The 26380-nt window shown below is 71.3% G+C and carries 23 protein-coding genes; 11 read left to right on the top strand and 12 right to left on the bottom strand.

Going from position 1 to position 26380, the window contains the following annotated elements; genetic code table 11:
- The first annotated feature begins 228 nt into the window (after positions 1 to 228).
- From HRF36_RS11615 to HRF36_RS15890, 3 genes are all read left to right on the top strand, one after another.
- Positions 229 to 489 carry a hypothetical protein gene (locus HRF36_RS11615; RefSeq protein ID WP_173209894.1) on the top strand — a complete coding sequence of 87 codons (261 nt, stop codon included), beginning with the start codon at positions 229 to 231 and terminating at the stop codon, positions 487 to 489.
- A gap of 149 nt (positions 490 to 638) precedes the next feature.
- Positions 639 to 785 carry a MerR family DNA-binding transcriptional regulator gene (locus HRF36_RS15895; protein ID WP_254281181.1) on the top strand — a complete coding sequence of 49 codons (147 nt, stop codon included), beginning with the start codon at positions 639 to 641 and terminating at the stop codon, positions 783 to 785.
- Positions 785 to 1024 carry a hypothetical protein gene (locus HRF36_RS15890; RefSeq protein ID WP_254281180.1) on the top strand — a complete coding sequence of 80 codons (240 nt, stop codon included), beginning with the start codon at positions 785 to 787 and terminating at the stop codon, positions 1022 to 1024. Before HRF36_RS15895 ends, HRF36_RS15890 begins: the two co-directional genes overlap by 1 nt.
- A 7-nt stretch (positions 1025 to 1031) precedes the next feature.
- On the opposite strand, the gene HRF36_RS11605 is transcribed toward HRF36_RS15890, so the two are convergent.
- Positions 1032 to 1991 carry an NAD-dependent epimerase/dehydratase family protein gene (locus HRF36_RS11605; protein WP_173209892.1) on the bottom strand — a complete coding sequence of 320 codons (960 nt, stop codon included), beginning with the start codon at positions 1989 to 1991 and terminating at the stop codon, positions 1032 to 1034.
- 292 nt (positions 1992 to 2283) lie between these two features.
- Here HRF36_RS11605 and HRF36_RS11600 point away from each other — a divergent pair, with 292 nt between their 5' ends.
- The 4 genes from HRF36_RS11600 (at position 2284) to treZ (ending at position 10530) form a co-directional block, all read left to right on the top strand.
- A complete protein-coding gene (locus tag HRF36_RS11600; RefSeq protein WP_173209890.1) occupies positions 2284 to 3897 on the top strand; it encodes a S8 family serine peptidase in 1614 nt (537 codons plus the stop codon).
- Positions 3898 to 4041: 144 nt separating this feature from the next.
- Entirely contained in the window at positions 4042 to 6240 is a 2199-nt protein-coding gene (gene glgX, locus HRF36_RS11595; RefSeq protein ID WP_173209888.1) for a glycogen debranching protein GlgX, read from the top strand.
- A gap of 17 nt (positions 6241 to 6257) precedes the next feature.
- Positions 6258 to 8633, top strand: coding sequence for a malto-oligosyltrehalose synthase (treY, locus tag HRF36_RS11590; protein WP_173210096.1), 2376 nt, complete (start codon positions 6258 to 6260; stop codon positions 8631 to 8633).
- Between the two features lie 124 nt (positions 8634 to 8757).
- On the top strand, positions 8758 to 10530 hold the full coding sequence (treZ, locus tag HRF36_RS11585) for a malto-oligosyltrehalose trehalohydrolase (protein ID WP_173209886.1): 1773 nt from the start codon (positions 8758 to 8760) through the stop codon (positions 10528 to 10530).
- A gap of 79 nt (positions 10531 to 10609) precedes the next feature.
- On the opposite strand, the gene HRF36_RS11580 is transcribed toward treZ, so the two are convergent.
- The 8 genes from HRF36_RS11580 to HRF36_RS11545 all read right to left on the bottom strand — a co-directional run bounded on the left by HRF36_RS11580 (position 10610) and on the right by HRF36_RS11545 (position 20093).
- Positions 10610 to 11416, bottom strand: a complete 807-nt coding sequence (locus HRF36_RS11580) for a polyprenol monophosphomannose synthase (protein ID WP_371740131.1) — start codon at positions 11414 to 11416, stop codon at positions 10610 to 10612.
- An 87-nt stretch (positions 11417 to 11503) separates the two neighbouring features.
- Complete coding sequence (locus HRF36_RS11575; protein ID WP_173209884.1) at positions 11504 to 12181, bottom strand: class F sortase; 678 nt, start codon at positions 12179 to 12181, stop codon at positions 11504 to 11506.
- Positions 12178 to 13353 carry a glycosyl hydrolase family 8 gene (locus tag HRF36_RS11570; protein ID WP_173209882.1) on the bottom strand — a complete coding sequence of 392 codons (1176 nt, stop codon included), beginning with the start codon at positions 13351 to 13353 and terminating at the stop codon, positions 12178 to 12180. Before HRF36_RS11570 ends, HRF36_RS11575 begins: the two co-directional genes overlap by 4 nt.
- 124 nt (positions 13354 to 13477) lie before the next feature.
- On the bottom strand, positions 13478 to 14347 hold the full coding sequence (locus HRF36_RS11565; RefSeq protein WP_173209880.1) for a DUF4397 domain-containing protein: 870 nt from the start codon (positions 14345 to 14347) through the stop codon (positions 13478 to 13480).
- Positions 14348 to 14444: 97 nt separating this feature from the next.
- Positions 14445 to 16451, bottom strand: coding sequence for a glycosyltransferase family 39 protein (locus HRF36_RS11560; RefSeq protein WP_173209878.1), 2007 nt, complete (start codon positions 16449 to 16451; stop codon positions 14445 to 14447).
- Positions 16448 to 17938, bottom strand: a complete 1491-nt coding sequence (locus HRF36_RS11555) for a glycosyltransferase (protein ID WP_371740130.1) — start codon at positions 17936 to 17938, stop codon at positions 16448 to 16450. Before HRF36_RS11555 ends, HRF36_RS11560 begins: the two co-directional genes overlap by 4 nt.
- A 15-nt stretch (positions 17939 to 17953) precedes the next feature.
- Entirely contained in the window at positions 17954 to 18565 is a 612-nt protein-coding gene (locus HRF36_RS11550) for a GtrA family protein (protein WP_173209876.1), read from the bottom strand.
- 85 nt (positions 18566 to 18650) lie between these two features.
- Entirely contained in the window at positions 18651 to 20093 is a 1443-nt protein-coding gene (locus HRF36_RS11545) for a glycosyltransferase (protein ID WP_173209874.1), read from the bottom strand.
- 182 nt (positions 20094 to 20275) lie between these two features.
- Here HRF36_RS11545 and HRF36_RS11540 point away from each other — a divergent pair, with 182 nt between their 5' ends.
- Together HRF36_RS11540 and HRF36_RS11535 are read left to right on the top strand one after the other, a co-directional pair.
- On the top strand, positions 20276 to 21280 hold the full coding sequence (locus tag HRF36_RS11540) for an aldo/keto reductase family protein (RefSeq protein ID WP_173209872.1): 1005 nt from the start codon (positions 20276 to 20278) through the stop codon (positions 21278 to 21280).
- A 162-nt stretch (positions 21281 to 21442) separates the two neighbouring features.
- Entirely contained in the window at positions 21443 to 21994 is a 552-nt protein-coding gene (locus HRF36_RS11535) for a YceI family protein (protein WP_054144994.1), read from the top strand.
- A 54-nt stretch (positions 21995 to 22048) separates the two neighbouring features.
- Here the strand turns inward: HRF36_RS11535 and yidC are convergent, their stop codons facing one another.
- Together yidC and HRF36_RS11525 are read right to left on the bottom strand one after the other, a co-directional pair.
- The gene (gene yidC / locus HRF36_RS11530) at positions 22049 to 22804 is read right to left on the bottom strand and encodes a membrane protein insertase YidC (protein ID WP_173209870.1); all 756 of its coding nucleotides are present in this window, start codon (positions 22802 to 22804) and stop codon (positions 22049 to 22051) included.
- Positions 22805 to 22880: 76 nt separating this feature from the next.
- Positions 22881 to 23177, bottom strand: coding sequence for a DUF6412 domain-containing protein (locus tag HRF36_RS11525; RefSeq protein WP_173209868.1), 297 nt, complete (start codon positions 23175 to 23177; stop codon positions 22881 to 22883).
- A gap of 111 nt (positions 23178 to 23288) precedes the next feature.
- Between HRF36_RS11525 and HRF36_RS11520 the strand changes: the two genes are divergently transcribed.
- Positions 23289 to 23846 (top strand): TIGR03086 family metal-binding protein, encoded by a 558-nt coding sequence (locus HRF36_RS11520; protein ID WP_173209866.1) that lies wholly within the window; start codon positions 23289 to 23291, stop codon positions 23844 to 23846.
- Positions 23847 to 23952: 106 nt separating this feature from the next.
- Positions 23953 to 25647 (top strand): long-chain-fatty-acid--CoA ligase, encoded by a 1695-nt coding sequence (locus HRF36_RS11515; RefSeq protein WP_173209864.1) that lies wholly within the window; start codon positions 23953 to 23955, stop codon positions 25645 to 25647.
- A 27-nt stretch (positions 25648 to 25674) separates the two neighbouring features.
- Here HRF36_RS11515 and lepB read toward each other — a convergent pair whose 3' ends face one another.
- Positions 25675 to 26316, bottom strand: coding sequence for a signal peptidase I (lepB, locus tag HRF36_RS11510; protein ID WP_371740129.1), 642 nt, complete (start codon positions 26314 to 26316; stop codon positions 25675 to 25677).
- Positions 26317 to 26380: the final 64 nt, after the last annotated feature.

The raw sequence follows: 26380 nt of genomic DNA, 5'->3' as shown, positions 1-26380 counted from the left end.
CCTTCAACACCGACGCCGTCCAGGACGAGATGCTCGTCGGCGTCGCGAAGATCACCGCCGCCACGGAATAACACCCGCCTGACCGGCCACCGCCTCTGATCGAGGGCCGGTCATCCCGGTGGTCCCCCTCCTGCATCCGTGCGGGAGGGGGTTTCCTCTGCCCGGGCGAAGCCGCCCACCGACGAACGGAACCCCATGGTCCCTCCCGCCTCATCCCTGACTCCCCCGATGCTCCTCGGGCGCCTCCCGACGAATGCCGAGGCAGCGCCGGTCGAGGTGCGCCTGCCGCGCTCGCGGTTCCCCGTGGCGATCAGCTTCGAGTCGGCGGACACCTGGTCGATCGCCGAGCGTTTCGGCGAGCAGCTCGTCAGTCACGGACGACTCGCCTACCGCGCCGGCGCGTTCGTCGTCCGCACCGCGGCCGGCACGACCCGCTACGGCCACTCGTGGCAGGCCGCCGTCTCCGCGCATTTCCTGCGCCGCGGCTGACGTCGCCGGCATCGGACGGCGGGCGCCGCAGCGACGGACGGTCGGGCGCGGCCGGACTCCCCAACGCGTGGCACCGGGTTGCTCCTGCCGCAGCGTCATGTGGTCTCCTCGAAGCACGTCCCGTCCCGTCCTGCTCCGAGAGGTCCGCCATGCACCCGTTCCCGACCCCGCCCCGTCAGGTCCTGATCGGCGACGCCGCGGCGTTCGTCGGCATCACTCCCCGGGCGATACGCCACTACCACCAGGTCGGCTTGCTCCCGGAACGTGAGCGAGGCAGCGACGGTCGCCGCCGCTGATGCGCATCATCGAGGAGTCCGGTCAGCCGGAGGAAGACGACGCCCTCTTCGATGCCTGGGACGAGCGGCATCCGCACCAGGACGCCGACTCGACGTCCGGGCCCGATCCGGCGACGGGCACGCGCGTCAGGAGCGCGGCGGAGACCATCAGGAGCATGCCCTACGACTTCTCCCCGGCCCGGCTGCGGTGCATGGAGCTGGCGCTGCAGCTCGGGGCAGGAGCGGCACCGTCGCCCTGACGAACGGTCAGCCGAGCGTCAGCTGCCCGTTGGCCTCGAGCCAGTCGAGACCCTCGACGACGGCCTGCACCGAGGTGTAGCGCGGAGCGTAGCCGAGCAGGCGTCGGACCTTGTCGATGCTCATCGAGTGGCTGCGTGAGGCGTGCTGCCACGACGCGTCGGCGTGCTCGTCAGACGTCTGGTCACGGAACTCGGCCCACGAGACGAACCGCAGCCGCGCCTCCTGCCCGTAGTGCCGCGCGATCGACTCGGCGAGCCCGCGCAGCGTGACGGCCCGATCGCTGACCACGTGGAACGCTTCGCCGACGACCTGCGAGTGACGCTCGGCGGCGAGCTGGAACGCCTGCGCGACGTCGTCGGCGTGCACGTGGTGCACCGTCTCGAGACCCAGGCCGGGCATCGCGATCTCGCGCCCGGCGGCGAGGGCCTCCCAGACGGAGAGGTCGAGGTTGCCGACCGCGTTGATCATCGGCCAGCCCGGGCCGGTGATGTGGCCGGGGTGCAACACGACGCTCTGCACCCCGCCCGGACGCCGAGACTCACGGAGCAGCAGCTCTTCGATCGCGGCCTTCTGCGTGCCGTACTCGCCGAACGGGGTGCGCTCGGCCTCTTCGGTGATCGGCACCTCGCGGGACGGACCGTGCACCCAGACGGTGCCACAGTGCACCAACACGGTGCCCGAGCCCTGCAGGGCGTCGAGCATCTGGCGCGCCGACGAGACCGTGAAGCAGATCATGTCGATCACGACGTCGGCGCCGAGGCCCGCGATCTCGCCCGCGAAAGTGCCGTCGGCATCGCCCGCCTCGCGATCGAGCAGGAGGCGCGTCACGCGGGACCACGCCGCGTGCGGACGGTAGGGCTCGGAGGCCCCACGACTGACGGCGACCACCTCGTGGCCGGCCTCGACCAGTCGCGGGACGAGGAAGCCACCCACGTGGCCGGTGGACCCGATGACGACGATCTTCACGACGTGATCCCGAAGACGACCGGGCGAGCAGGGAACGGACGGGGACGAGGAGTGGCAGCACTGCGCACGGCATCGAAGGACATGATCCGACGCTACCCGGAGCCACCCTCTGGCGTGTACCCCGTGTGGGGGTCACGGGGCGTCCCCCCAAGTGCCCACTGCGCCCTGACCGAAGATTCTTCAGACTTCCTATGAGGAGCACGGCGGCTCGTCGGATCACCGGGCACGGCCCGCGACGAGCCACCCGCTCCGCGCGTCCCACCCCGGCACGCGCGACCCGACGAGGAGAACCATGACCTTCACCGACCCCCGCGCCCGTGGCACCCGCCACCGCGTGAGAACCGTCTGCCTCGCGGCGTCCCTGACCCTGGGACTCGTCGCGGTGGGCTCCGGAGCCGCCGTCGCCGCGCCTCCTGCGTCCGCACCGACCCAACCCGGCGCACCCGGCGCGCCGGGCAAGCCGGGCCCCACGCCGACGCTGCCGGTCCTCGAGGGCGCGGTGATGAACTACGTCGTCAACGCCGCGAAGGCCAACCCGGGCGCGACCAAGCAGGTCGAGCGCGCGGTCGCAGCGGCGGGCGGCAGCGTCATCGCCGCGTACGCCGACCTCGGCGTCGTCGTGGCGCAGTCGAGCAACACGAACTTCGCGGCCTCGGTGCGCGGGGACAAGGCCGTGGCGTCGGCCGGTGCCACCCGCACGGCCGCGGTCGCCGAGACCGATCCCACCTACGGCGTCGGCACGACGGCCCCCGGCCCGGGCAAGCCCGTGAAGCCCGGTCACCCGGGTGGTCCCGGCAAGCCCGGTGGTCCAGGCAAGCCCGGTGGCCCCGGACACCCCGGCGGGCCGAGGGCCGCGACCTCGCCCGAGCAGCGACTCGAGGAGGCCACGACCGTCGTCGCCGACCCCCTCGAGGCGCAGCAATGGGACCTCACAGCGATCAAGGCCGACCAGGCGCACCAGGTCACCGACGGCAGCCGCGACGTGCTCGTGGCCGTGCTCGACTCGGGCATCGAGGGCGACCACCCCGACCTGCGGCCCAACATCGACGTGGCCGCCTCGGCGAGCTGCCTGACCGGGACGCCCGACTCGAGCTACGCCTCCTGGCAGCCCACGACGAGTGACCACGGCACCCACGTGGCCGGCACGATCGCCGCGGCCCGCAACGGCGTCGGCATCGTGGGCGTCGCCCCCGGTGTGACGATGGCGGCCGTCAAGGTCGTCAGCGACGACGGCTTCATCTACCCCGAAGCCGCCATCTGCGGCTTCATGCAGGCCGCCGCGACCGGTGCCGACATCACGAACAACAGCTACTACGTCGACCCGTGGCAGTTCTGGTGCGGCTCGGACGTCGACCAGGCGGCCGTCCTGACCGCCGTCGACCGCGCGGTGCAGTTCACCCAGAAGAAGGGCATCGTCAACGTGGCGGCGGCCGGCAACTCGTCGATCGACCTCGCGAACAAGACGGTCGACACCGACAGCCCGAACGACACCACGCCGGCCCCCCGGCCGATCGACTCGCGCTGCCTGGACATCCCCACCGAACTCGACGGTGTCGTGACCGTGTCGTCGACCACCTCGGCGGGGGCGAAGTCGGGCTTCTCGAACTTCGGCGAGGGCGTCGTCGACGTCGCGGCCCCCGGCTCGGCGATCCTGTCGACCGTGACCGGCGGCGGCTACGGGACCAAGTCCGGCACCTCCATGGCCTCACCGCATGTCGCAGGCGTGCTGGCCCTGCTGAAGTCGACCCACCCGCGCCTGAAGGGCGCGGCCCTCACCGGACTGCTCGAACAGCAGGCGACCGACACCCCCTGCCCCACCGGCACCACGACCTGCACGGGGACGTCGGCGGACAACGGGTGGTTCGGCGACGGCATCGTCGACGCCCTCGCGGCCGTCACGAAGTAACGGGCCCGGCAGAGCGAGCAGCCAAGCGCGCACCGCCCCCGACGGGGCGTCCGTCCGGGCCCGATGGCCCGGCGGGCGCCCCGTCCTCGCGCGGACGGGGCGCCCGTTCGCCCCTAGGCTGAGCGAGTCCCAATCGGAGGTTCGATGCACACCTGGCCCGGCAACCCCTACCCCCTCGGCGCGACCTACGACGGCAGCGGCACCAACTTCGCGATCTTCAGCGAGGCCGCCAGCAAGGTCGAGTTGTGTCTCTTCGACGACGACGGCACCGAGACGAGGGTCGAGTTCACCGAGGTCGACGCCTACGTCTGGCACGCCTACCTGCCCACCGTGCAGCCCGGTCAGCGCTACGGCTACCGCGTGCACGGCGAGTACGACCCCGCGAAAGGCGTGCGCGCCAACCCGAACAAGCTGCTGCTCGACCCCTACGCCAAGGCCACCTGCGGCGAGATCGACTGGGACGAGGCCCTCTTCGCCTACACCTTCGGCGACCCCGACTCACGCAACGACAAGGACAGCGGCCCGCACATGATGCTGGGCGTCGTCATCAACCCGTTCTTCGACTGGCAGGGCGACCGCGCCCCCAAGTACAGCTACGACGAGACCGTCATCTACGAGGCACACGTCAAGGGCCTCACCGAGACGCACCCCGACATCCCCGAGGAAGAACGCGGCACCTACGCGGGCGTCGCCAACCCGGCGATCATCGACCACCTGAAGAAGCTCGGCATCACGACCCTCGAACTGATGCCGGTGCATCAGTTCGTGCAGGACAACACACTGCTCGAGAAGGGCCTCAGCAACTACTGGGGCTACAACACCATCGGCTTCTTCGCCCCGCACGCCGCCTACTCGGCCACCGGCGACATCGGTCAGCAGGTGCAGGAGTTCAAGACGATGGTGCGGGTGCTGCACGAGGCCGGCATCGAAGTCATCATCGACGTCGTCTACAACCACACCGCCGAGGGCAACCACCTGGGCCCGACCCTGTCGTTCAAGGGCATCGACAACGCGGCGTACTACCGGCTGATGGACGGCGACCAACAGCACTACATGGACTACACGGGCACCGGCAACAGCCTCAACGTGCGCCACCCGCACTCGCTGCAGCTGATCATGGACAGCCTGCGGTACTGGGTCACCGAGATGCACGTCGACGGTTTCCGCTTCGACCTCGCCGCCTCGCTCGCCCGGGAGTTCTACGAGGTCGACCGCCTGTCGACCTTCTTCGAGCTCGTCCAGCAAGATCCCATCGTCTCCCAGGTCAAGCTGATCGCCGAGCCGTGGGACGTCGGTCCCGGTGGCTACCAGGTCGGCAACTTCCCCCCGCAATGGACCGAGTGGAACGGCAAGTACCGCGACACCGTGCGCGACTTCTGGCGCGGCGAGCCCTCGACCCTGGGCGAGTTCGCCAGCCGCATCACCGGTTCGGCCGACCTGTACGAGCGCGACGGCCGGCGCCCGGTCGCGAGCATCAACTTCGTCACCGCGCACGACGGCTTCACGATGCGCGACCTGGTGAGCTACAACGAGAAGCGCAACGACGCCAACGGCGAGGACGGCAACGACGGCGAGAGCCACAACCGCTCGTGGAACTCCGGCATCGAGGGCGAGACCGAGGACGGTGAGATCCGCGCCCTGCGCGAACAGCGACAGCGCAGCTTCCTCGCGACCCTGCTGCTCAGCCAGGGCGTGCCGATGCTGCTGCACGGCGACGAGTTGGGCCGCACCCAGGGTGGCAACAACAACACCTACGCGCAGGACAACGCCATCAGCTGGGTCGACTGGCCGAACGCCGACCGCGAGTTGATCGAGTTCGTGGCCGAGGTCATCAAGCTGCGCCACGACCACCCGACCTTCCGTCGCCAGCGGTACTTCAACGGCCGGCCCGTGACACGCGGCGAGGGCGAGCCACTGCCCGACATCGTCTGGTTGACGACCGAAGGCGATGCCATGCAAGAGGGCGAGTGGAACGAGTCCTACGCCAAGGCCATCGGCATGTTCTTGAACGGCAACGGCATCCGCGGGCGTGACGCCCGCGGCGGTCGCATCACCGACGTCAACTTCGTCCTGTACTTCAACGCGAGCGCCGACACCGTCACCTTCGTCCTGCCGCCCGACGAGTACGCCCAGGGCTGGGAGGTCGTCGTCGACAGCACCGTGACCGCTCCCCCGCCTCCGGCGAACGCCGCCCCCCGCACCCCGACGGCCACCCGGGCCGCCACCACCCCCCAACCACCCTCGACCCCGCAGGCGCCTTCCGCCCTGCGGGCCGGCGACCGACTCCCCGTGGTGGGTCGCTCGCTCGTCGTCCTGCGTGCCACGGCCGAGGAAGAACTGTGACCCGACACGAACCGACCATGCACCCGCGCTCGACGTACCGACTGCAGGTCCGCGCCTCCTTCGATCTGGACGCGGCCGCCGACCTCGTGCCGTACCTGCGCGACCTCGGCGCCGACTGGGTCTACCTGTCGCCGATCCTCGCCGCGGAGCCGGGCAGCGACCACGGCTACGACGTCGTCGACCACAGCCAGGTCGACCCCGAGCGCGGCGGCGCCGAGGGGCTCGACGAGCTCTCGACGCGCGCCCACGCCGAGGGTCTCGGCGTCCTGGTCGACATCGTGCCGAACCACGTCGGGGTCGCGACCCCGAAGGCGAGCGTCTGGTGGTGGGACCTCTTGACCCACGGACGCGCCTCCCGCTACGCCGACGCGTTCGACGTCGACTGGGCTGCGGGCGGCGACAAGGTGCTGCTGCCGGTGCTCGGCGAGCCCGCCGCGGCGGACGGATCGATCGAGGGCCTCACGGTCGACGGCGACGAACTGCACTACTACGACAACGTCTACCCGATCGCCCCCGGCACCAGCTCGCCCGGCGACGACGCCGCTGCCGTGCACTCGCGGCAGCACTACGAGCTCGTGCACTGGAAGAAGGCCGACACCGACCTCAACTATCGTCGCTTCTTCGCGGTCAACACCCTCGCGGGCATCCGCGTGGAAGACGAAGGGGTCTTCGCCGAGTCCCATGCCGAGATCGGCCGCTGGTTCTCCGAGGGCCTCGTCGACGGCCTCCGCGTGGACCACCCGGACGGCCTGGCCGACCCCAAGGGCTACCTCGACCTGCTCGCCGCCTTGACCGGTGACGCGCACGTCCTCGTCGAGAAGATCCTCGAAGGCGACGAACGCCTGCCCGAGGACTGGGCGACGGCCGGCACGACGGGTTACGACGCCCTGGCCGACCTCGACCGCCTCTTCGTCGACCCGAGCGGCGCACCCGCCCTCGACGCCCTCGACGCGCGCCTGCGCCGGGCTCGCGGGGTCGACTCCGACGAGCGGGCCGCCGGGGCCGACGAGACCACCGGCGACGAGCCCGTCGACTGGCACGAGATGATCCTCGGCACGAAGCGCGGCATCGCCGACGGCATCCTGGGCAGCGAGATCAACCGCCTGGCCCGGCTGATCGCCGAAGGCGACGCGGTCGACGCATCCGTGGTCGACGCGCTGGCCGAGCTCACGGCGGCGTTCCCGGTGTACCGCAGCTACCTCCCGCAGGGTGCCGAGTGGCTGACCGAGGCCGCCGAGGTCGCCACGACCCACCGCCCCGACCTCGCGAGCGCCGTCGAGCGGGTGGTCGCCGTGCTGCGCGACGAATCGCACCCCGCCTCGGTGCGGTTCCAGCAGACGAGCGGCATGGTCATGGCCAAGGGCGTCGAGGACACCGCCTTCTACCGCTACAGCCGCCTGGCGACGCTGACCGAGGTCGGTGCCGACCCGAGCGAGTTCTCGCTGACGCCCGACGAGTTCCACGCGCGCCAGCAGGTCCGCCTCGCCGAGCGCCCGTTCGGCATGACGACCCTGTCGACGCACGACACGAAGCGCAGCGCCGACGTCCGCGCCCGCGTCTCGGTGCTCGCCGAGGTCGCCACCGAGTGGGCGGCGACCCTCGAACGACTGCGCGAGCTCGCCCCGGTCGGCGACGGCCCGTTCGAGAACATCCTCTGGCAGACGATCGTGGGCTCGTGGCCCGCGTCGCGCGAGCGCCTGCACGCCTACGCCGAGAAGGCGTCCCGCGAGGCGAGCACGTCGACCACCTGGACCGACCGCACCGACGAGGCCGAGGCCTTCGAGGCGCGCATGCACGCCGCGGTGGACGCCGCCTTCGACGACGACGAGGTGCGTCACGAGGTCGAGCGCATCGTCGACGTCCTGCGCGCGCCGGGCTACAGCAACTCCCTCGGCGTCGCCCTGATGCAGCTGACCGGCCCCGGCAGCCCCGACGTCTACCAGGGCGGCGAGCTGTGGGACTTCTCGCTCGTCGACCCCGACAACCGACGCGAGGTCGACTTCGCGCTGCGCCGGCGTCTCCTCGACGAGGTCCGCGGCGGCGCGACGCCCGCGATCGACGACACCGGTGCCGCCAAGCTCGTCGTCACGCATCACGCCCTGACGCTGCGCCGCGACCGCCCCGACCTGTTCACGCGCTACGCCGCGCTGCCGGTCTTCGGTGAGCAGGCCGCGTCGGCCGTCGCCGTCGACCGGGGTGGGGCGCTCGCGATCGCGACCCGCCTTCCGGTCGCGCTCGAGCAGGCCGGCGGCTGGGACGACACCGTCGTCCTGACCGCAGGAGGCGCGTACCGCGACGTGCTCACCGGCCGTCGGCACGAGGGCGGTCGCCTCCGCCTGGCCGAGGTGCTCGACACGTACCCCGTCGCCCTGCTGATCCCCGCAGAGGACTGACCCCGTCGGGTCGCGGCCGACTACCGTCGCCCCCAGCGAGCCGTCACGACATGCCGCTCACCTCCAGAGGTGAGCGGCATGTCCTGACGTCCAGGCCACCCGACCACGAAACCCGAGGAGACCGATGAGCGTCTACGACGTCTGGGCCCCGAACGCGACCACCGTGCACCTGCACCTCGACGGCGAGCTGCTGCCGCTGGCGGCCGAGCCCGACACCGGCTGGTGGCGCGCCCCCGCCGACCTCGACCGCGGCCCCGGCCACCGCTACGGCTTCGTGCTCGACGGCGGCGACTCGCCCGAGGGCGAGACGCCCCTGCCCGACCCCCGCTCGCGTCGTCAGCCCGAGGGTGTGCACGGACTCAGCGAGACCTACGACCCGGGCGCCTTCGCGTGGACGGACGACGCGTGGACCGGTCGCCAGCTGGCGGGCTCGGTCGTCTACGAGCTGCACATCGGCACCTTCACGCCCGAGGGCACGCTCGATTCGGCGATCGAGAAGCTGCCGTACCTCGTCGACCTCGGCGTCGACCTGGTCGAGCTGCTGCCGGTCAACGGCGTCAACGGTCGCTGGAACTGGGGCTACGACGGCGTCGACTGGTTCACGGTGACCGACAACTACGGCGGCCCCGAGGCCTACCAGCGCTTCGTCGACGCCGCGCACGCCGCCGGGCTCGGTGTCGTGCAGGACGTGGTCTACAACCACCTCGGCCCCTCGGGCAACTACCTGCCGCTCTTCGGCCCCTACCTGTCGAGCAAGCACGCCAACACCTGGGGTGACAACGTCAACCTCGACGACGACGGAGCCCACGAGGTCCGCGAGTTCATCCTCGACAACACGGCGATGTGGCTCGACGACTATCACGTCGACGGCCTGCGCCTCGACGCCGTCCACGCGCTCAAGGACGACAGCGAGGTCCACCTGTTGCAGGAGCTCGCCGAGCGCACCGCGGCCCTCAGCAGCCACCTGCGCCGCCCGCTCTCGTTGATCGCCGAGAGCGACCTCAACGACCCGCGACTGATCACGCCGCGCGACGGCGGCGGCTTCGGCCCCGACCACCGCCAGGGCTACGGCCTGGACGCGCAGTGGAGCGACGACTTCCACCACGCCGTGCACGTCGCCCTGACCGGCGAGACGACCGGCTACTACGCCGACTTCGAGCCGCTCGGCGCCCTCGCCAAGGTGCTGACCAAGGGCTTCTTCCACGACGGCACCTGGTCGTCGTTCCGCGAGGCGACGCACGGGTACCCGGTCGACACCGAGCACATGCCGACCTGGCGCCTGGTCGTGGCCAACCAGAACCACGACCAGATCGGCAACCGTGCGATCGGCGACCGTCTGGCCGCGACGCTCGACGACGGGCAGCTGATCATCGCCGCGACGCTGACCCTGGCCGGCCCGTTCACCCCGATGCTCTTCATGGGTGAGGAGTGGGCCGCCTCGACCCCGTGGCAGTTCTTCACCTCGCACCCCGAGCACGACCTCGGCGAGGCGACGGCGAAGGGCCGCATCGCGGAGTTCGCGAAGATGGGCTGGGACGAGTCGTCCGTGCCCGACCCGCAGGAGCCCTCGACCTTCGAGAACAGCAAGCTCGACTGGTCCGAGCTCGAGACCGGCCGTCACGCGGTGCTGCTCGACGCCTACCGTCGCCTCGGCGCCCTGAGGCGCAGCGAGCCCGCGCTGACCGATCCGGGCTTCGGCGAGACCGGAGTCGAGTACGACGGCGACGCCCGCTGGCTCGTCCTGACCCGCGGCGACCTGAAGATCGCGATCAACCTCGCCGACCAGGAGGCGCGGGTCGCGGTGAGCGCCTCGACCGTCCTGTTCGCCAGCGACGAGTCGATCGTCCCGGGTGCGAGCCTGCTGCTCCCGGCGCACTCGGTCGCGATCGTCCGCTGACCCGAGCACCCGGCGGTGTTCCCGCCGGTGACGCGTGCCCGGGGCTGACCACTCCGGGCACGCGCGTACCGCCTGCCTGCTAGTGCGTCGACACGTCGCCGCGCACGGGCCCGACCCGGTGCGAGGTGGCGCGAACACTCGGCAGGCGACGGTGTCGCACGACCAGCTCGACGAGGGCACGGGACCGTCGGCGCAGACCCCACAGGGTCACCTTGGTCAACGACTCCCTGACGATCGAGCCACTCATCTTCGAGGCGCCATGGATGCGCTCGGTGAACGTGATCGGGGTCTCGACCACCCGCAGGCCCGCTTGGAGTGCACGCCAGAGCAGATCGACCTGGAAGCAGTAGCCGCGCGACTCGACCCGGTCGAGGTCGATGCGGCGCAACGCCGACGACCGGAACACCCGGAACCCGCCGGTCGTGTCGGCCACGCGGATGCCCAGGGCGCCGCGCGTGTACCAGCTGCCGCCTCGGCTGAGCAGCTTCCGGCGCAGTGGCCAGTTCTCGACGGCACCGCCCGGCACCCAGCGCGATCCGAGCACCAGGTCGTTCTCGCGCAGCAGCTCGAGCATGCCGGGCAAGTACTCGGGGTGGTGCGAGCCGTCGGCGTCCATCTCGACCAGGGCGTCGTAGCCCCGATCGAGACCCCAGGCGAAGCCCGCCAGGTAGGCCGCGCCGAGGCCGGCTTTCTCGGTGCGGTGCATCACGTGCACGCGGGGGTCGCGATCGGCGTAGGCGTCGGCGAGTTCACCGGTGCCGTCGGGCGAGCCGTCGTCGACGACGAGGACGTCGACCGAGGCGCCGGAGGCCAGGGTGCGGCCCACGATCCAGTCGAGGTTCTCGCGCTCGTTGAAGGTCGGGATGATGACGAGGGCGTCGTTCACGGGGGTCCTTTCCCGTCGGGTGGGAGTCGGAGGTGTCGGTGCGGGGAGGTCAGGAGGCGCGGTGCGGGCCATCGGGGCGGCCACGCGTCACGAGGTCACCAGGTCGGCGAACACGATCAGGTTGTCGACGTAGTGCCCGGTGGACCGGTCGAAGGTGCCGTCGCAGGTGATCAACCGCAGGCCGGGGGTCGGGCTCGCGCCGTAGACGTCGCTCGTCGGGAACGTCGCCTTCGGGGTGCGCTCGCTGCCGGTGACGCGGAAGGTCTCGACCGATCCCGTCGACAGCGTGACCTGCACCTCGTCGCCGGGCACGAGCTTCGCCAGGTCGACGAAGACGGCGGGACCGCTGCCCGAGTCGACGTGGCCGGCGATGACGGCCGGGCCCACGGCGCCGGGTACGACGCCGTCGCCGTACCACCCGGCCGACTGCCACTCCTTCGGCGGGTCGAGCTCTCCCTGCGAACCGAGACCGAGGTCTTCGAGACCGGAGTCGACACCGATCGAGGGGATCTGCACCCGGACGGGCGTGGCATCCGCCGGGGGCGCCGTGTACGACGGCGCCGCCGGGTCCTGGAAGCCTCCCGCGGCCCCGCTGCCGGGGTCCGGTGTCGAGGGGGCCGCGGCTGTGGCCACCGCCGGGGTGACCGGATCCTCGGACCGGGCGGCCACGGCGGCGGCGGTCACCCCGCCCACGACCAGAACCAGGGCGGCTCCGGCGGCGAGGGTGGCGGCTCGGTGGCCGGCCACGAAGGTCGCGAGGCTCATCCGGCCACCGCCAGGGGCGAGCAGGCACCGAGCTGCGTACCCTCGAGCTGCAGGGCGGCCAGGGCCGCCCAGGCGGCACCGTAATAGGTCGGGGTCGACTGCGACAGGGCGTCGGCGGTCCGCAGGTCGTCGGCGGCCCGGTCGTGCTGGCCGTCGCTGGCCTCGGCCGCCGCGCGTGCGGCGTAGGCGAGCGGGCTCCGATCCGAACCGACGGACTGGCCGCCGAGGTCGAGCTGCATCGGCAGCTCGTCGTACCGCTGCAGCACCGTGGCCATCCTCGCGGCGAGGGCCACGTCCTCCGGCTCGCAGGACTCGGCGTAGCGCACCGCTAGCCGGCCGGCGTCGTAGCTGTACTGCACACTCCCCGACGAGCCGTCGGCGCTGGGCAGCGGGACGGTCGTGCCGTCCTGTCGCACCTGGGCCCAATCGCTCGGCAGGGCCGTCGAGGCGAGGATGTTCGTGGTCACGGCGCGTGAACCGACCTCGAGCTCGGCCCAGCGTGGGTCGCCGCTGGCCGTGCCGAGCTGCGCGAAGGTGGCGGGCGACGCGTACGAGGGGTTGTACGACCACGGGCCGGGGCCCCTGGCCCACGGGCCGGGCAGCAGGATGCGGCCGACGTCGGTCGAGACGGTCATCTCGTCGAGCACGTCGGCGCCGAGGTCGACACCCTCGGTCGTGAGGCCGGGGCGGTCGAACGTCGAGCCGGCGAGCACCAGGGCCCGTGCGGCGTCGACGTCGGCGTCGCTGGCCGGCATGTCGTCCACGACCGCGCCGTCCTTCCACTGCCAGGCGAGCAGACCGTCGGGGCGGACGAGTTCGTCCTTCGTCCAGGTCCAGATGGCGTCGAACCGTTTCTCGTCGCCCACGGCGACCGCGACGAGCATGCCGTAGGCCTGCCCCTCGCTGACGGTGTCGTCGCCCTGGTCGCGTCGGACGACGCGTCCGTCGTCGTCGACGTAGTCGGCGAGGAAGTCCTCGCCGATCTCGGATGCGGTTCGGGACCGGGGGGTGGCGGTGCCTGCGCCGGGGGTGCCGGTCGCGTCCGCGCCTCCGCCTGCCCGGTCCGTCGACGGGCCCGCGGACCCTCCGACGACGAGAGAGGCGACGCCGGCCGTGATGGCGAGGGCCACCACGACGGCCGCTGCGAGCAGCGCCTTCGTCTTCTTCGTCATGTCGTTCTCTTCTTCCGGTCGATGGTGCGGGTGATCGGTCGAGCGGCCCGGCGGGGAGCCGAGGAGGCGCGGTGCGGTCGGTCGCCCACCGCGCCTCCTCGTCCTACCGCGAGGGAACGGGGCGTCAGGCCCCGAACCAGCCGAGCACGGTCGCCCAGAGGCCCTTGGCCTCGTCCTTCTGCGGGTGCTCGGCGAGGTAGCCACCACCGGTCTGCACGCCGCCGACCGGCGCCTGGGCGGTCGCCGCGCTGTCGACCACCGGGACGATGGTGATGCCGCCCGTGGAGTTGTCGAGCACGAACAGCGTGTTGATGCTGCCCGCGGTGAGGTCGACGTCGCTGGTGCCCGTGACCTTCTGACCGGTCAGGTCCAGGGTCCACGGGCCGGCGGCGACCTGCGCGTAGCCGCTGGCGCTGCCGAAGGGCGCATCCTCGGCGATGGTGGTGCCCGTGCTCGTCGCGACCGTCACGGTCTTGCTGACGTTCGCGGCCTGCACCAGGCGGACCTTCGCCTGGCCGTCGGCCGGGGCCGTCAGGTCGTCCGTGAAGACTTGGGTCTTCAGGTCGTCGTTCGGTCCGTACGCGACGGCCGTGATGGGTTGTCCGCTGTCGACCGTGATGTTCGACGTGATGACCGGCTTCGCGTTGGTGGGCGCGTCCGCCGCGGTCATCGAGACCACGTAGGTGCCGGCTGCCAGCGCCTGGTACGGGCTGACCTGGCCGTAGGTGACGTCGTCGAGGTCCATGACGACCTGGCCGCCCTTCAACGAGGTCAGCGTGACGTCGACCGCTTTCGTGTCGGGCGAGAGGTGCCCGACGCGCACCCAACCGTCGCCGTCGGCGGCGTGGGCGGGCGAGACGCCGACGAGCGAGCCGGCCAGGGCGACGCCCGCGGCTGCGGTGAGGGCGAGGACCGTCGCGAGACGACGGCGCCGGGCGGGAGGTGCGGAGGCGATGGCGGCGGTGGTACCGGTGGTGCGTGAGAGGGAAGCCATGAGGCTGGTCCTTTCCGGTCGGGTGCCCCACCCCGAGGGGGTGGGACGCGGTGAGGAGGTGCCGGTGCCCGCCCGGGGGCGGGCACCGGCGTGGCGATCAGTCGGTGAGCACTCCGGTCGGGGCGACGGCCGAGAAGGTCACGCGCAGTCCGTCGCCCGACGGGACGGCCGACTCGGGGACGTAGACGCTGCCCAGGCCTTCGAGCGTCGTCCGCAGCTCGTCGACGGACTGACCACCCTGCGGGGTGACGTCGAACTGCCGGAACAGGGCCTCCTGCTCGCCCGGAAGAGCCTCGGGATCGGCCACCGAGATCGGCCCCAGGGCGGCGAGCTGACCGAGCACGATGATCGCGCGTGGGTCGACGCGGCCGTCCGAGAGCGCCGTCGACAGGGTCGACGAGATCTGCAGGTTCGGGTTCTGGGCGAGTTCGGCACCGGCCTGCGAGCGGGCCGAGGCGGCGTCCTCCGCCTCGGTCTGCGCCTGAGCGGCACCCTGGCTGTCGATTTGCCGGACGTTGACCTGCTGGTCGCCGTCGCCGAACGAGGCGATGACGGTCGAGTTCGCGAGGGCCTCGCGGATCTCTGGCGAGGTGGGCCCCGAGGTGCGGACGGACTCGGTCTCGAACAGGTAGTCCGAGTCGCGCCAGCCGTTCGGCGACTGCGCCTGGACGGCACCGTCGGTGTCGATCTTGTAGAACCAGATGACGTTCTCACGGGCGAAGCCGGCCTTGACCAGGTCGACCCACACGGCGTCGTCCACCAACAGACGGCTGTCCTTCGGCACGTTGCTCTCGACCCAGGTCTCGGCGTTGCGCATGGGCGCGTCGAGGTCGCTGTCCAGGAATCCACGCAACTGCACGGCCCACAGCGGGACGATCGCCACGACGGCCGCGAGGGTCAGGGCGAGCCAGGCGATCGAACCGGTGCGGGTGGCAGCGGTCGAGAGGGCGCCGGCCCGGCGGGCACGGAAGGCCGTGACCGCGTGGTCCGTGACGGCTGCCACGAGCAGCGCCGCGAACGGCAGCAGCATGATCACGTAGGGCACCGGCAGGTAGCCGCCCGGGCGGAACATGAAAGCGATCAGGAACACCATCATGACGCCGAGCGGACGCAGCTTCTTGATGAAGACCGCCACGATCGACGCGAGTGTGCCGAGCACGATGAGCACCTGGTCGAGCTGCCACCACTGCGACACCGTGGCGAAGAACAGACTGCCCGTGTCGAACACCGAGCCGCTGGCCTCACGGGTCGCCAGCTGGAACTGGATGCCCTCGAGGAGGCTCACCCGGCCGGCGCCCGGCAGCAACTCGCCCTTGACGGCGGCGAGCGCGACGTAGCCGAGGCCGACGAGCACGAGCAGGCTGCCCGCGATCGACAGGGTGTAGCGGCGGGTCGACTTGTCGGAACCCCGCCACATCATCCACGCCAGGAACGGCAGCGCCAGCAGGTACGTCTCCTTCGAGAGCACGGCGATGCCGAACGAGAGGGACGCGGCCGCGAAGCCGGCGAGCTGGTACCGCTTGCTCAGGGCGAAGACGAACGCGGCGAGCAGCCAGGGGGTGGCGACGTTGTCGAGGTAGACCGTGCGGTGGAACTGCAGGGCCAGCGGTGACACGGCGAACACGAGACCCGCCACGGCGGCTGCGGGTCGACCGAGGCCGAGCTTGCGGCCGAGCAGCCAGACGAGCGCCACCGACACGACCGTGAAGAACAGCATCGCCTCGCGGGCCGCGAGCACGGCGACGTCGTAGCGCGAGAAGGCACCGGTCAGGGCCGTGTAGGCGGAGATCTGCAGCCACCCCACGGGCGGGTGGTCGTACCAGTAGGTGTAGTGGGTGATCTCACCGAGGTTCTGGATCGCCCAGGCCTGGGCGGCGTAGGTGCCTTCGTCGTCGATGCGTTGAGGCGAACCGTCCATGTTGAACGCCATGACGACGGCCGCGATCGCGAGCACGGGCAGCAGCCACGCGAGGCTCGCGCCGTGACGACGCAGCCACGACGTGGACTTCGCACCACGCGGGTCCTTGGTGGGCACCACGGGGGTGCCGGGGCCGTTCGACACGGTGGTGTCGGCCGCGCGGGGGCGGTTCAGCGTGCTGGTCATCGCTCACCTCCGGTCATGGCCATGGCGGGTTCCTGCTGGGAGGCGCTGGGCGCCTCCTGCGGTTCGGTCGCGACCTCGTCGCGGTGAGCACCGGTGTGCTCGGTCTTCTCCCACGCGTTGAGGCCGCGCAGCTGACGGAAGACCGCCCGGACCGCGGCGAGCGCGAGGAAGATCTGGTAGGGCAGCAGACCCCAGACGAGACGGAAGTAGTCGCGGGCGCGGACCTTCTGCCCGTAGACGCGGCCGAATTCGCGCAGACCGGTGAACTCGACGGCCAGCAGCACGAGCGTCGGCGCCAGGGGCACGAACGAGACGAGGGCGATGGCGGTCGGCACCTTGGTGGTCAGGATCAGGATGATCGAGACGGGGATGAGCAGACCGGTGGCGGCCTGGATGAACGGCATCGTCAGCAGGTAGCGGGCCATGAGGCGCTGGCGCAGACGGGGCAGCTTCTTCCACTCGCCCTTGCCGTAGACCTGCATGAAGCCTTGGTTCCAGCGGGTGCGCTGCTTGAGCAGCGAGACGAAGGTTCCGGGTGTCTCCTCACGGGTGACGACCTCGGGGCTGTAGGCCACGACGACCTTCGCACCGGCGCTCGAGAGGCGGACACCGAGCTCGCAGTCCTCCGCGAGGCACTCGGCGTCCCAGCCCTCGGACCAGTCGAGCCAGTCCTTGCGGACGAAGACGGTGTTGCCGCCGAGCGGGATGAACTTCTCCTTGGCGTGGAAGTGCAGGCGTGACCGGAACCAGAAGTAGTACTCGAGCACGTTGCGGAGGCTCCACCAGCTGCTCTGGAAGTTCATCAGCTGCACGCCGCCCTGCACCACGTCGGCGTCGGTCTCGGTGAACCGCGAGTCGACGAGGGTCAGCAGCCGCGGGTGCACCTCGTCCTCGGCGTCGAACACGCCGACGATCTCGCCGCGCGAGGACTGCAGCGCCAGGTTGAGCGCCTTCGGCTTGTTCTTCGGCACGCTCGAGTCGACGATCACGCGGATCAGCTCGGGGTGCCGGGCGGCGGCCTCGCGGGCGACCCGCTCGGTGCCCGGGTCGTCGTGGCCGACGATGGCGATGATCTCGAAGTCCGGGTGGTCCTGCAGGGCGAGACGGTCGAGGGTCTGGCCCATGACCTCTTCCTCGTGCCGACCGGGGACGAGCAGGGTGAACGAGTGGGCGGCGTCGAGCGGGTTCTCGCTGAACTGGCTGTCGTCGAGGTTGTCCTTCGACCGCCAGGCGTGCAGCATCCACCAGAGGGTCGACACGGCGACCGCGGTCAGCAGGATCGTCACGAGGATCAGCGACGAGTAGCCGATCCACTCGAGTGGCGACCAGTCGGGCAGTTGGAAGCCGATCATCGACTCGGCGGCGCCGGTCGAGCCACGGTTCGGCACGAACTGCGACGGGTCGGCAGGCGCTTGCGGGGTGAGCAACGGGGCGGGTTCGCCCGCTGCGAGATGTGATGTCGGGATCTGGGTCGGGTCAGTCGACACAGGATCACTCTCCAGTCAGTGGGTCGGGTGCAGGTGGGTCTGCGGGGTGTTCTGTCGGGTGGGGTCGTCGGTCCGCGCGGGGGCGGTGACGGTGGCGAGCTCGGCCGACTCGTCGGGGGTGTCGGCCGGGGTGGTGACCGCGGGCGAGCCGCGGAAGACGAGGTGGCGATAGGCCACGTAGCGGAAGGCCGTGCCGAGCACGAGACCTATGCCGTTGGCTGCCACGTTGTCGGCGAGCTGGCTCGTGAAGCCCAGCAGGTAGTGCGAGACGAACAGACACGCCGACGCGATCAGGAGGCCGCCGACGTTGACGAGGCCGAAGGTGACGGCCTCGCGGACGACGGCCTGGTTGCGACCCTCACGGAAGGTCAGGTACCGGTTGCCGAGCCAGGCGACGGCCGTGGCGACGAGGACCGAGATGACCTTGGCACCGATCGGCTTGTCGTCGAGCAGGGTGGCGCGCAGCAGGTTGTACACGCCGACGTCGACGACGAAGGCGATGCCGCCCACCAGACCGAACGTCGCGAGTTCTCTCACTCGGGCGACGAGGCGGAGGGGCGGCCTCGGGTTCGTCGAGGCGGCGCGGTCGGGACGCGCCCCCTGAACGGGGGCCTCGGATTCGGGCATGACACCGGTTCGGGGGGCGTCGGCGAATCGGTTTGGTCGGGGTACGGTCATCCGGGCCAACTGCCAGGCAGGCGAAACCTGCCGTTCATCTCGCGGCGGATTCGTCGAACCCCACGGGGTGTCGGCCGGGCAGCAGGATGCTCGACGACGGCGGGTCGACGACTACCGGCCGAGCGGTCGCGAGCTCGGCCCCGACCGCCGCCACGACGGCGGCGAGGCCGATCAGGCGGTCGGGCACCGAGCCGACGACGACCAGGAGGCGCTCCCGGCCCGTCGCCCTCCGCCCCTGTTCCGCGGCCGCCTCCGTCGTCGCCCCGACGTCCAGGAGCTGCGCGAGGACCCAGGGCAGTACCGGCACGAGCGCGAGCGCGATCACGAGGGCGGGAGCACCGACCAGGACGGTCGACAGCAACGCCACGGTCGTGACGACGGTCACGGCCGCGTCGACCAGGGGCTCGACGAGCACGCCGAAGGCACGACGCCGCGCCTTCGGCCGGAGTCGACGCCAGTCCCCCTTGCCGAGCACCTGCAGGCACCCGCGGACCCACGTCGCGCGGACGTGCACCAGGTCGCGGAGCCCACCCGGTGAGCGTTCGACCGTGGTCGTCTCGGCCGAGGTCGCGATGACGACCCGGGCCCCGGCCACCGTCATGCGGACGCCGAGGTCGAGGCCCGCCTCGACGCCGGTGGCGTCCCAGCCACCCGACCAGGCCAGCCACGCGTGACGGACGAAGAGCGTGCTGTCCGACAACGGCACGAAGCCGGCCCGGCCGTGGGAGCGGACGACCGACCGGGACCACCACCACCGGTCGACGGCCGACCGGGGTGCCCACCAGCGCGTGGACTCGAGCGCCGGTCGGCTGGCGTGCTGGACCGCGTCCGCGTCCGTGCGGGTCAGGACCGAGTCGACGAGGGCGAAGAGCCGGGGGTGCGGGCGGTCGCCCGCCGAGAAGACACCGACCACGCCGTCACGTACCTCCGCGAGTCCGTCGGCGAGCGACGAGGCCGCCGTAGCGGGCCGCCCGCCGAGGGACCGGGTCTCGACGACCTGCACGCGTCCGGGGTGACGCCGCACGGCGGAGGTCGCGACGTCGAGCGTCAGCGGGTCCTCCGGGTCGACGACCACGAGGACGTGGACGTCTGGGTGTTGCTGCCTCGCCAGGAGGTCGAGGGTCACGGCGAGCCCGGCCGGTCCGGACGCCGGCACGAGCGCGGTGAAGGCGTGAGCCGAGGGCAGCACCGGGCCGTCGAGGTCGCGACGGCCGAGTTCTTCCTGTTCACGGACGAGGTACAGCCTCCGCGCGAGACGCCGGATCGAGACCACGAGTGTCAGGGCGACGAGCACGGCGAGCAGCACGAAGCCGGCCCACTGCACGCTGGACCAGTCGACCCAGGGCAGGGCTGCCGACGCCTGCTCGACCGGGACGACGGGCAGGCCGCCGCGATTCGGCACGGGCGTCACGGGTGTGGCGGGAAGCGTCGGGGTGAGGACGGGGCCGGGGGCGGCGAGGAGCGGGTCGAAGGTCACGGCGGTGCTCCAGTCGGGTCGGGTCAGCAGGAGCCTCGGACCCCCCGCCCCGATGGGGACGGCGACGTCCGACGGATTGTGTCCCCCAGGCGGGGGACACGATCTGATCAATCGTCACTGTACGCCTCACGAGTCCACCGCACACCCCTTGCCGCGTCCGCCGTCACGCGTAGCGTGGGGGCATGGAATTCAGACACCTCGGCGACAGCGGACTCAAGATCTCGGAGATCACCTACGGCAACTGGTTGACGCACGCGTCCCAGGTCGAGAACGACGTGGCGACGCAGTGCGTCCGCGCGGCCCTCGACGCGGGCATCTCGACCTTCGACACCGCCGACGCCTACGCGAACACGGCGGCCGAGCAGGTACTCGGTGACGCCCTCAAGGGCGAGCGTCGCGAGAGCCTCGAGATCTTCACGAAGGTCTACTGGCCCACCGGCCCGCGCGGCCACAACGACGTGGGCCTCAGCCGCAAGCACGTCCTCGAGTCCATCGACGGGTCGTTGCGACGCCTCGGCACGGACTACGTCGACCTCTACCAGGCGCACCGCTACGACCACGAGACTCCGCTCGAAGAGACCATGCAGGCCTTCGCCGACGTGGTCCGGGCCGGCAAGGCGCTCTACATCGGCGTCAGCGAGTGGACGGCCGAGCAGATCCGCGCCGGTCACGAACTCGCGGTGAAGCACGGCGTGCAGCTCATCTCGAACCAGCCGCAGTACTCGATGCTCTGGCGCGTCATCGAGTCCGACGTCGTGCCGGCCAGCAAGCAGCACGGCCTCGGCCAGATCGTCTGGTCACCTGTGGCCCAGGGCGTCCTGACGGGCAAGTACAAGCCGGGCGCCGAGCTGCCCGCAGGCAGCCGCGCGACCGACGACAAGGGAGGGGCGGACACGATCAAGCGCTTCCTCACCGACGAGGTGCTGACCGGCGTCGCGAAGCTCGAGCCGATCGCGGCCGATCTCGGCCTCTCGATGGCGCAGCTCGCCATCGCCTGGGTGCTGCAGAACGACAACGTGGCTTCTGCGATCATCGGGGCCTCGCGTCCCGAGCAGGTGGCCGACAACGTGAAGGCGGCGGGGGTCACCCTGCCCGCCGACGTCATGTCGCGCATCGACGAGGCCCTGGGCGACCTCGCCGAGAAGGACCCTGCCAAGACGGTCTCGCCCGAGCGCCGACCGGCGTGAGCCGCGGCCTGACCGACTCCGGTCCGGCTGACCGACACCACCTCGACACCGTCCGGACATCCCGGGAATGTTGTCCGGCTGGATGCGCTTGCATATACTCGTACCAGCTTCGATGACACGTCATCGACCTTGATCTCGACCTCACACGTACAGGAGAACACCATGACCATCACCGCAGAGAAGATCCCCGCCGGCACCTGGAACCTCGACCCGACCCACAGCGAGGTCTCGTTCAGCGTCCGCCACCTGGCCATCAGCAAGGTCAAGGGCTCGTTCGAGTCCTTCGACGCCTCGCTCGTCACGGCCGAGGACCACACCGCCTCGAAGGTCACGGCCTCGATCGACGTGGCCTCGGTCAACACGAACCAGAAGGACCGCGACGGTCACCTGCAGACGGGCGACTTCTTCCTCGCCGAAGAGCACCCCAAGATGACCTTCGTGTCGACCAGCATCGAGGAGAAGGGCGACGACGCGTTCCTCGTGCACGGCGACCTGACCCTTCGCGGTGTCACCAAGCCCGTCACCCTGAAGAGCGAGTTCGGCGGCCTCGTCGTCGACGGCTACGGCCAGACCAAGCTGGGCTTCTCGGCGACCACCAAGATCGACCGCACCGAGTTCGGTGTCACCTGGAACGCCGCGCTCGAGGCCGGCGGCTTCACGCTCGGCAACGACGTCACCGTCACGCTCGAGATCCAGTTCACGCTCGCTGCGTAGTCGGCGACACCGAGAAGGGCCCGCTCTCGCACGGCGAGGGCGGGCCCTTCTGCGTCACCGCGCGAGCACACGCCGCAGCACGGCGCGCTCCCCCAGGGTCCAGGTCGCACTGGTCACGAGGTAGAGAGCAGCGGCGAGCGGGGCGAACGCCGCGAACACGACGCTGACGTACGGCAACCACCGAAGCATCCCGCCCAGGCCGGCCAGCGCCTCCTGACCTGGAGCCCCGCCCGCCGGTCCGACGACACCGGCCGTGGCCCCGGTGAACCGCAGGTTCGCGCGGCGCCCCAACTCGACGACGATCCCGAGCACCACCAGCAGCACGAGATACGGCCAGATGGCCGCGAGGCCCGTCCCGAGCGTGACGAACAGGTTGGCGCCGAGGGCGGCTCCGCCGAGCGTGTGGGTCAACAGGGTGTTGGCGTGACCGGCGATCTCGGAGTGCGCGAAGAGCGAGTAGACCGCCGTGAGCACGGGCGCCTGCGCGAGCGTCGGCAGGCAGCCGGCCGCCGGCGAGACCTTCTCGGAGGCGTACAGCGCCATCAGCGCCTTGCTGCGGGCCTGAGGGTCGGAGATGCGGCGGGTGAGGTCGGCGATCGCCGGAGCCAGTCGGCGCCGGGCGATCTCGGCGCGTACCTGCGAGACGCCGACGGGCACGAGCACGAGCCGGACGAGCAGAGTGAGCAACACGACGCCGAACGCGGCGGCGGACGCCCCCGCGACGGGTTCGACGAGAACGCCGAGGGTGGTGACGAGCGACTGCAGACCGCCGAGGACGACGGCGATCGGGGGAAAGGTGGACAGGTCCATGAGGACTCCTCGGTCAGAGAGACGGTGGGTGTCTTCTGGCCGCCGGGGCGTCGGATCGACGCGGGCGTGGGTGCGCTCAGGCGGCCGGGACGGCCCGCCCGGGCGCCCGCGACCGCACGTGCCCTCGGGCGTCGGGGTCACGTCGCCAGACGAGGAGGCGCGTGCCCGCTTCTTCGCGGAGGGTCACCTCGGGCACCGCCCCGGCCAGTCCACAGAGCGTGAGCACGACACGGGCGACGCCGAGCGCGACCACCGCGGTGGCGGCGCCGAGCAGACCGACGAGCACGACCGCCGACAGCGGTGCACCACCGGCCGAGAGCACGGCCTCGACGAACGCCACGAAGGGCGCCAGCACCGAGAGGCCGAGGGTCATGCCGACGACCCTAGCCGACGGTCCTACCATCGGGGCAGTGCTCTCGGGAACACCGTGCCGTCCCGCGCGGTTGACGCCGAGAGCCACTGCCCCACCCCGAGAGGACTCCCGATGACCGTCGACTGGATCACCCTGCAGAAGACCGCCCACGACGAGTTCGCCCGCCGTGTCGAGGCCGTGGCCGACTGGGACGCCCCGACACCCGACACCGAGTGGAAGGTGCGCGACCTCGTGCGGCACGTCACCCGTGAGCAGCAGTGGGTTCCGCTGCTGCTCGAGGGCGGCGACCCCGCCGAGGCCGAGAACGCGATCGAGCCCCTCGGCGACGACCTCGTCGAGGCCTGGCACCGGTGGTCGAGCGCGGCCACCGCCGCCTGGAGCGCAGCCGATCCCCATGCCGAGGTGCGGTTGAGCGCCGACGTGGTGCCCGTGCACGAGTACCTCGCCGAGCAGGTCGCCGACGTCACGATCCACACCTGGGATCTCGCCCGCGCCGTGGGCACCGACGAAGAGCTCGACGACACGTTGGTCGAGGCCGTCTGGGGCGTCTTCGCGCCGCAGAAGGACGCCCTCGAGGCGTCGGGGCTCTTCGCCTCGCCCGTGCCCGTCGACGACGACGCCCCGTTGCGCATCCGCCTGCTCGCCCTGACCGGGCGCGACGCGCGCTGAGGCGGCGCGGGCCCACCGTCCCTGCGCGGGCCCGACCGGGGGCGTCCTCGGCGACGTGACCCGCGCCTCCCGGAGGATCATCACCCGGCCCTGCCAAAGTGGTGGCATGACCGCCCCGATCGACCGCCCGTGGCTGCACAGCTACGCCCCCGACGTCCCCGCCGACATCGAGCCCGTCACGGGCAGCCTCGTCGACCTCATCGACGACGCCGTGTCGACGTACCGGCAGAAGCCGGCCCTCGAGTTCTTCGGCCGTGAGACCAGCTACCGCGACCTGGGCGACCAGGTCGCGCGCGCGGCCGAGGGCCTCAGGAGGCTCGGCGTGGGTCGTGGCGACCGGGTCGCCTTGATCCTTCCCAACAGCCCGCAGCACGTGGTGGCGTTCTACGCCGTGCTGCGCCTGGGCGCCGTCGTGGTCGAACACAACCCGCTCTACACCGACCGCGAGCTGCGGCACCTCTTCGAGGACCACGGCGCCACGATCGCCATCGCGTGGGACAAGCTGGTCGACCGGCTGAGGGCCCTACCCGCCGACATCGGCTTCTCGACGGTGGTCTCGGTCGATGTGACGAAGGGCATGCCGCTCGGCACGCGCCTCGCCCTCAAGCTGCCGGTGCCCGCCGCCAAGAAGAGCCGGGCGGCCCTGACCGACGGGGCCGAGGGCGACCTCACCTGGCAAGGCCTGCTGGCGAACCGTCCGCTGCGCAAGAAGCACCCGCGCCCCGACGTCGACGACATCGCCCTGCTGCAGTACACCAGCGGCACCACCGGGTCGCCGAAGGGCGCCATCCTCACCCACCGCAACCTCCGCAGCAACGCCGCGCAGGGTCGCGCCTGGGTTCCCGGCCTGGTCGACGGCGACGAGACGGTCTACGGCGTCCTGCCGTTCTTCCACGCCTACGGCCTGACGCTCTGTCTCACCTTCGCCATGAGCATCGGTGCGCGACTCGTCCTGTTCCCGAAGTTCGACGTCGACCTCGTGCTCAAGGCCGCGAAGAAGCACCCGCCGACCTTCTTGCCGGCGGTGCCCCCGATCTACCAGCGGCTGGCCGACGCCGCCCGCGAGCGCGACGTCGACCTGTCGTCGGCCCGCTTCGCCATCTCGGGGGCGATGAACCTGCCGAGCACGGTCGTCCGGGCGTGGGAGGGCGTCACGGGCGGCATGCTCGTCGAGGGCTTCGGCCTGACCGAGACCTCGCCGGTCGCCCTGGGCAACCCGATCGGCCCGACCCGCCGCGTCGGCACCGTGGGCGTGCCTTTCCCTTCGACCGAGGCGATGGTCGTCGACCGTGACGACCCCGATCCGAGCCGCCCGGTCGTGCCGGGTGCCGCGGGCGAGTTGCTGCTGCGCGGGCCGCAGGTGTTCCGCGGCTACTGGAACCGCCCGGACGAGACCGCCGAGGCCTTTCTCGAGGGAGGCTGGTTCCGCACGGGCGACATCGTCACGATGAGCGCCGACGGCTACGTCACGATCGTCGACCGCATCAAAGAGCTCATCGTCACGGGCGGCTTCAACGTCGCCCCCTCCGAGGTCGAGGAGGCCGTGCGCAACGCCCCCGGCGTGGCCGAGGTGGCCGTGGTCGGTCTGCCCCGCTCGGGCGGCGGCGAGGACGTCGTGGCGGCCGTCGTGCTCGAGCCGGGCGCCTCGTTCGACGCCGAGGCCATCCGCGACGCCTCGCGCGGCCAATTGGCCGCGTACAAGGTGCCCCGCCGGGTCGTGCAGCTCGACGAGTTGCCCAAGTCGCTGATCGGCAAGGTGCTGCGCCGCGAGGTCCGCGACCGCCTCATCGCCGCGGGCTGACGGCCGGCGCGGGCCGGGCGGGATCGCTCAGAGCCGCTGCCACCGGTCGATCGGCCAGCTGATCACGAAGGCGCGTCCGATCACGTCGTCCAGGGGCACGAAGCCTTCGTAGGGTCCGGTCCGGTGCGCACGCGAGTCGGCCGAGTGGTCACGGTTGTCGCCGAGCACCCAGAGCGCGCCCTCGGGCACGGTGACGTCGAAGTCCGTCGCCGAGGCCCGGGGGCCGCCGTCGGTCAGGGTCAGGTACGGCTCGTCGAGCGGCTCACCGTTGACGAGGACGTGCCCGTCCGCGTCACAGCAGCTGACCCGGTCGCTCGGCAGACCGATGACGCGCTTCACCAGGTCTTGTCCGGCGTCGTCTCCGTAGCCGAGCCACCCGCCCGGGTCCTCGAAGACCACGATGTCACCCCGGTGCAACGGCATCACGCCGGGCGAGAGCTCGTTGACGATGATCCTGTCCCCGATCATGAGCGTCTGCTCCATCGACCCCGACGGGATCGAGAAGCTCCGCACGAGGAATGTGCGCACGCCCCACGACAACACCAGCCCGACCAGCACGATCACCAGCAACTCGACCAGCCACCGTCTCGTCGAGTGCCGCCCAGCCGAGGAGGCGCGGGTCGCCTCGCCCGCGTCGCTCGCGTCGGCGAGGGGGTTCGTGTCGGTCACCGGCTCATCCTGCCAGGGGGCACCCGGCCCCGCCCTCCCCGGTCAGGGGGCCGTGCGGTCGAGC

This window comes from Frigoribacterium sp. VKM Ac-2836 (genome assembly GCF_013248995.1).
Lineage (GTDB): Bacteria > Actinomycetota > Actinomycetes > Actinomycetales > Microbacteriaceae > Frigoribacterium.
This window is presented reverse-complemented; position numbering and strand designations above follow the sequence as displayed.

What these genes read in the sequence shown, in the direction of transcription:
- HRF36_RS11615 (WP_173209894.1), top strand. Translation starts at nt 229, where the DNA reads ATGCTCCTCGGGCGCCTCCCGACGAATGCCGAGGCAGCGCCGGTCGAG.
- HRF36_RS15895 (WP_254281181.1), top strand. Translation starts at nt 639, where the DNA reads ATGCACCCGTTCCCGACCCCGCCCCGTCAGGTCCTGATCGGCGACGCC.
- HRF36_RS15890 (WP_254281180.1), top strand. Translation starts at nt 785, where the DNA reads ATGCGCATCATCGAGGAGTCCGGTCAGCCGGAGGAAGACGACGCCCTC.
- HRF36_RS11600 (WP_173209890.1), top strand. Translation starts at nt 2,284, where the DNA reads ATGACCTTCACCGACCCCCGCGCCCGTGGCACCCGCCACCGCGTGAGA.
- glgX (WP_173209888.1), top strand. Translation starts at nt 4,042, where the DNA reads ATGCACACCTGGCCCGGCAACCCCTACCCCCTCGGCGCGACCTACGAC.
- treY (WP_173210096.1), top strand. Translation starts at nt 6,258, where the DNA reads ATGCACCCGCGCTCGACGTACCGACTGCAGGTCCGCGCCTCCTTCGAT.
- treZ (WP_173209886.1), top strand. Translation starts at nt 8,758, where the DNA reads ATGAGCGTCTACGACGTCTGGGCCCCGAACGCGACCACCGTGCACCTG.
- HRF36_RS11575 (WP_173209884.1), bottom strand. Translation starts at nt 12,181, where the DNA reads ATGAGCCTCGCGACCTTCGTGGCCGGCCACCGAGCCGCCACCCTCGCC.
- HRF36_RS11570 (WP_173209882.1), bottom strand. Translation starts at nt 13,353, where the DNA reads ATGACGAAGAAGACGAAGGCGCTGCTCGCAGCGGCCGTCGTGGTGGCC.
- HRF36_RS11565 (WP_173209880.1), bottom strand. Translation starts at nt 14,347, where the DNA reads ATGGCTTCCCTCTCACGCACCACCGGTACCACCGCCGCCATCGCCTCC.
- HRF36_RS11560 (WP_173209878.1), bottom strand. Translation starts at nt 16,451, where the DNA reads ATGACCAGCACGCTGAACCGCCCCCGCGCGGCCGACACCACCGTGTCG.
- HRF36_RS11550 (WP_173209876.1), bottom strand. Translation starts at nt 18,565, where the DNA reads ATGCCCGAATCCGAGGCCCCCGTTCAGGGGGCGCGTCCCGACCGCGCC.
- HRF36_RS11540 (WP_173209872.1), top strand. Translation starts at nt 20,276, where the DNA reads ATGGAATTCAGACACCTCGGCGACAGCGGACTCAAGATCTCGGAGATC.
- HRF36_RS11535 (WP_054144994.1), top strand. Translation starts at nt 21,443, where the DNA reads ATGACCATCACCGCAGAGAAGATCCCCGCCGGCACCTGGAACCTCGAC.
- yidC (WP_173209870.1), bottom strand. Translation starts at nt 22,804, where the DNA reads ATGGACCTGTCCACCTTTCCCCCGATCGCCGTCGTCCTCGGCGGTCTG.
- HRF36_RS11525 (WP_173209868.1), bottom strand. Translation starts at nt 23,177, where the DNA reads ATGACCCTCGGCCTCTCGGTGCTGGCGCCCTTCGTGGCGTTCGTCGAG.
- HRF36_RS11520 (WP_173209866.1), top strand. Translation starts at nt 23,289, where the DNA reads ATGACCGTCGACTGGATCACCCTGCAGAAGACCGCCCACGACGAGTTC.
- HRF36_RS11515 (WP_173209864.1), top strand. Translation starts at nt 23,953, where the DNA reads ATGACCGCCCCGATCGACCGCCCGTGGCTGCACAGCTACGCCCCCGAC.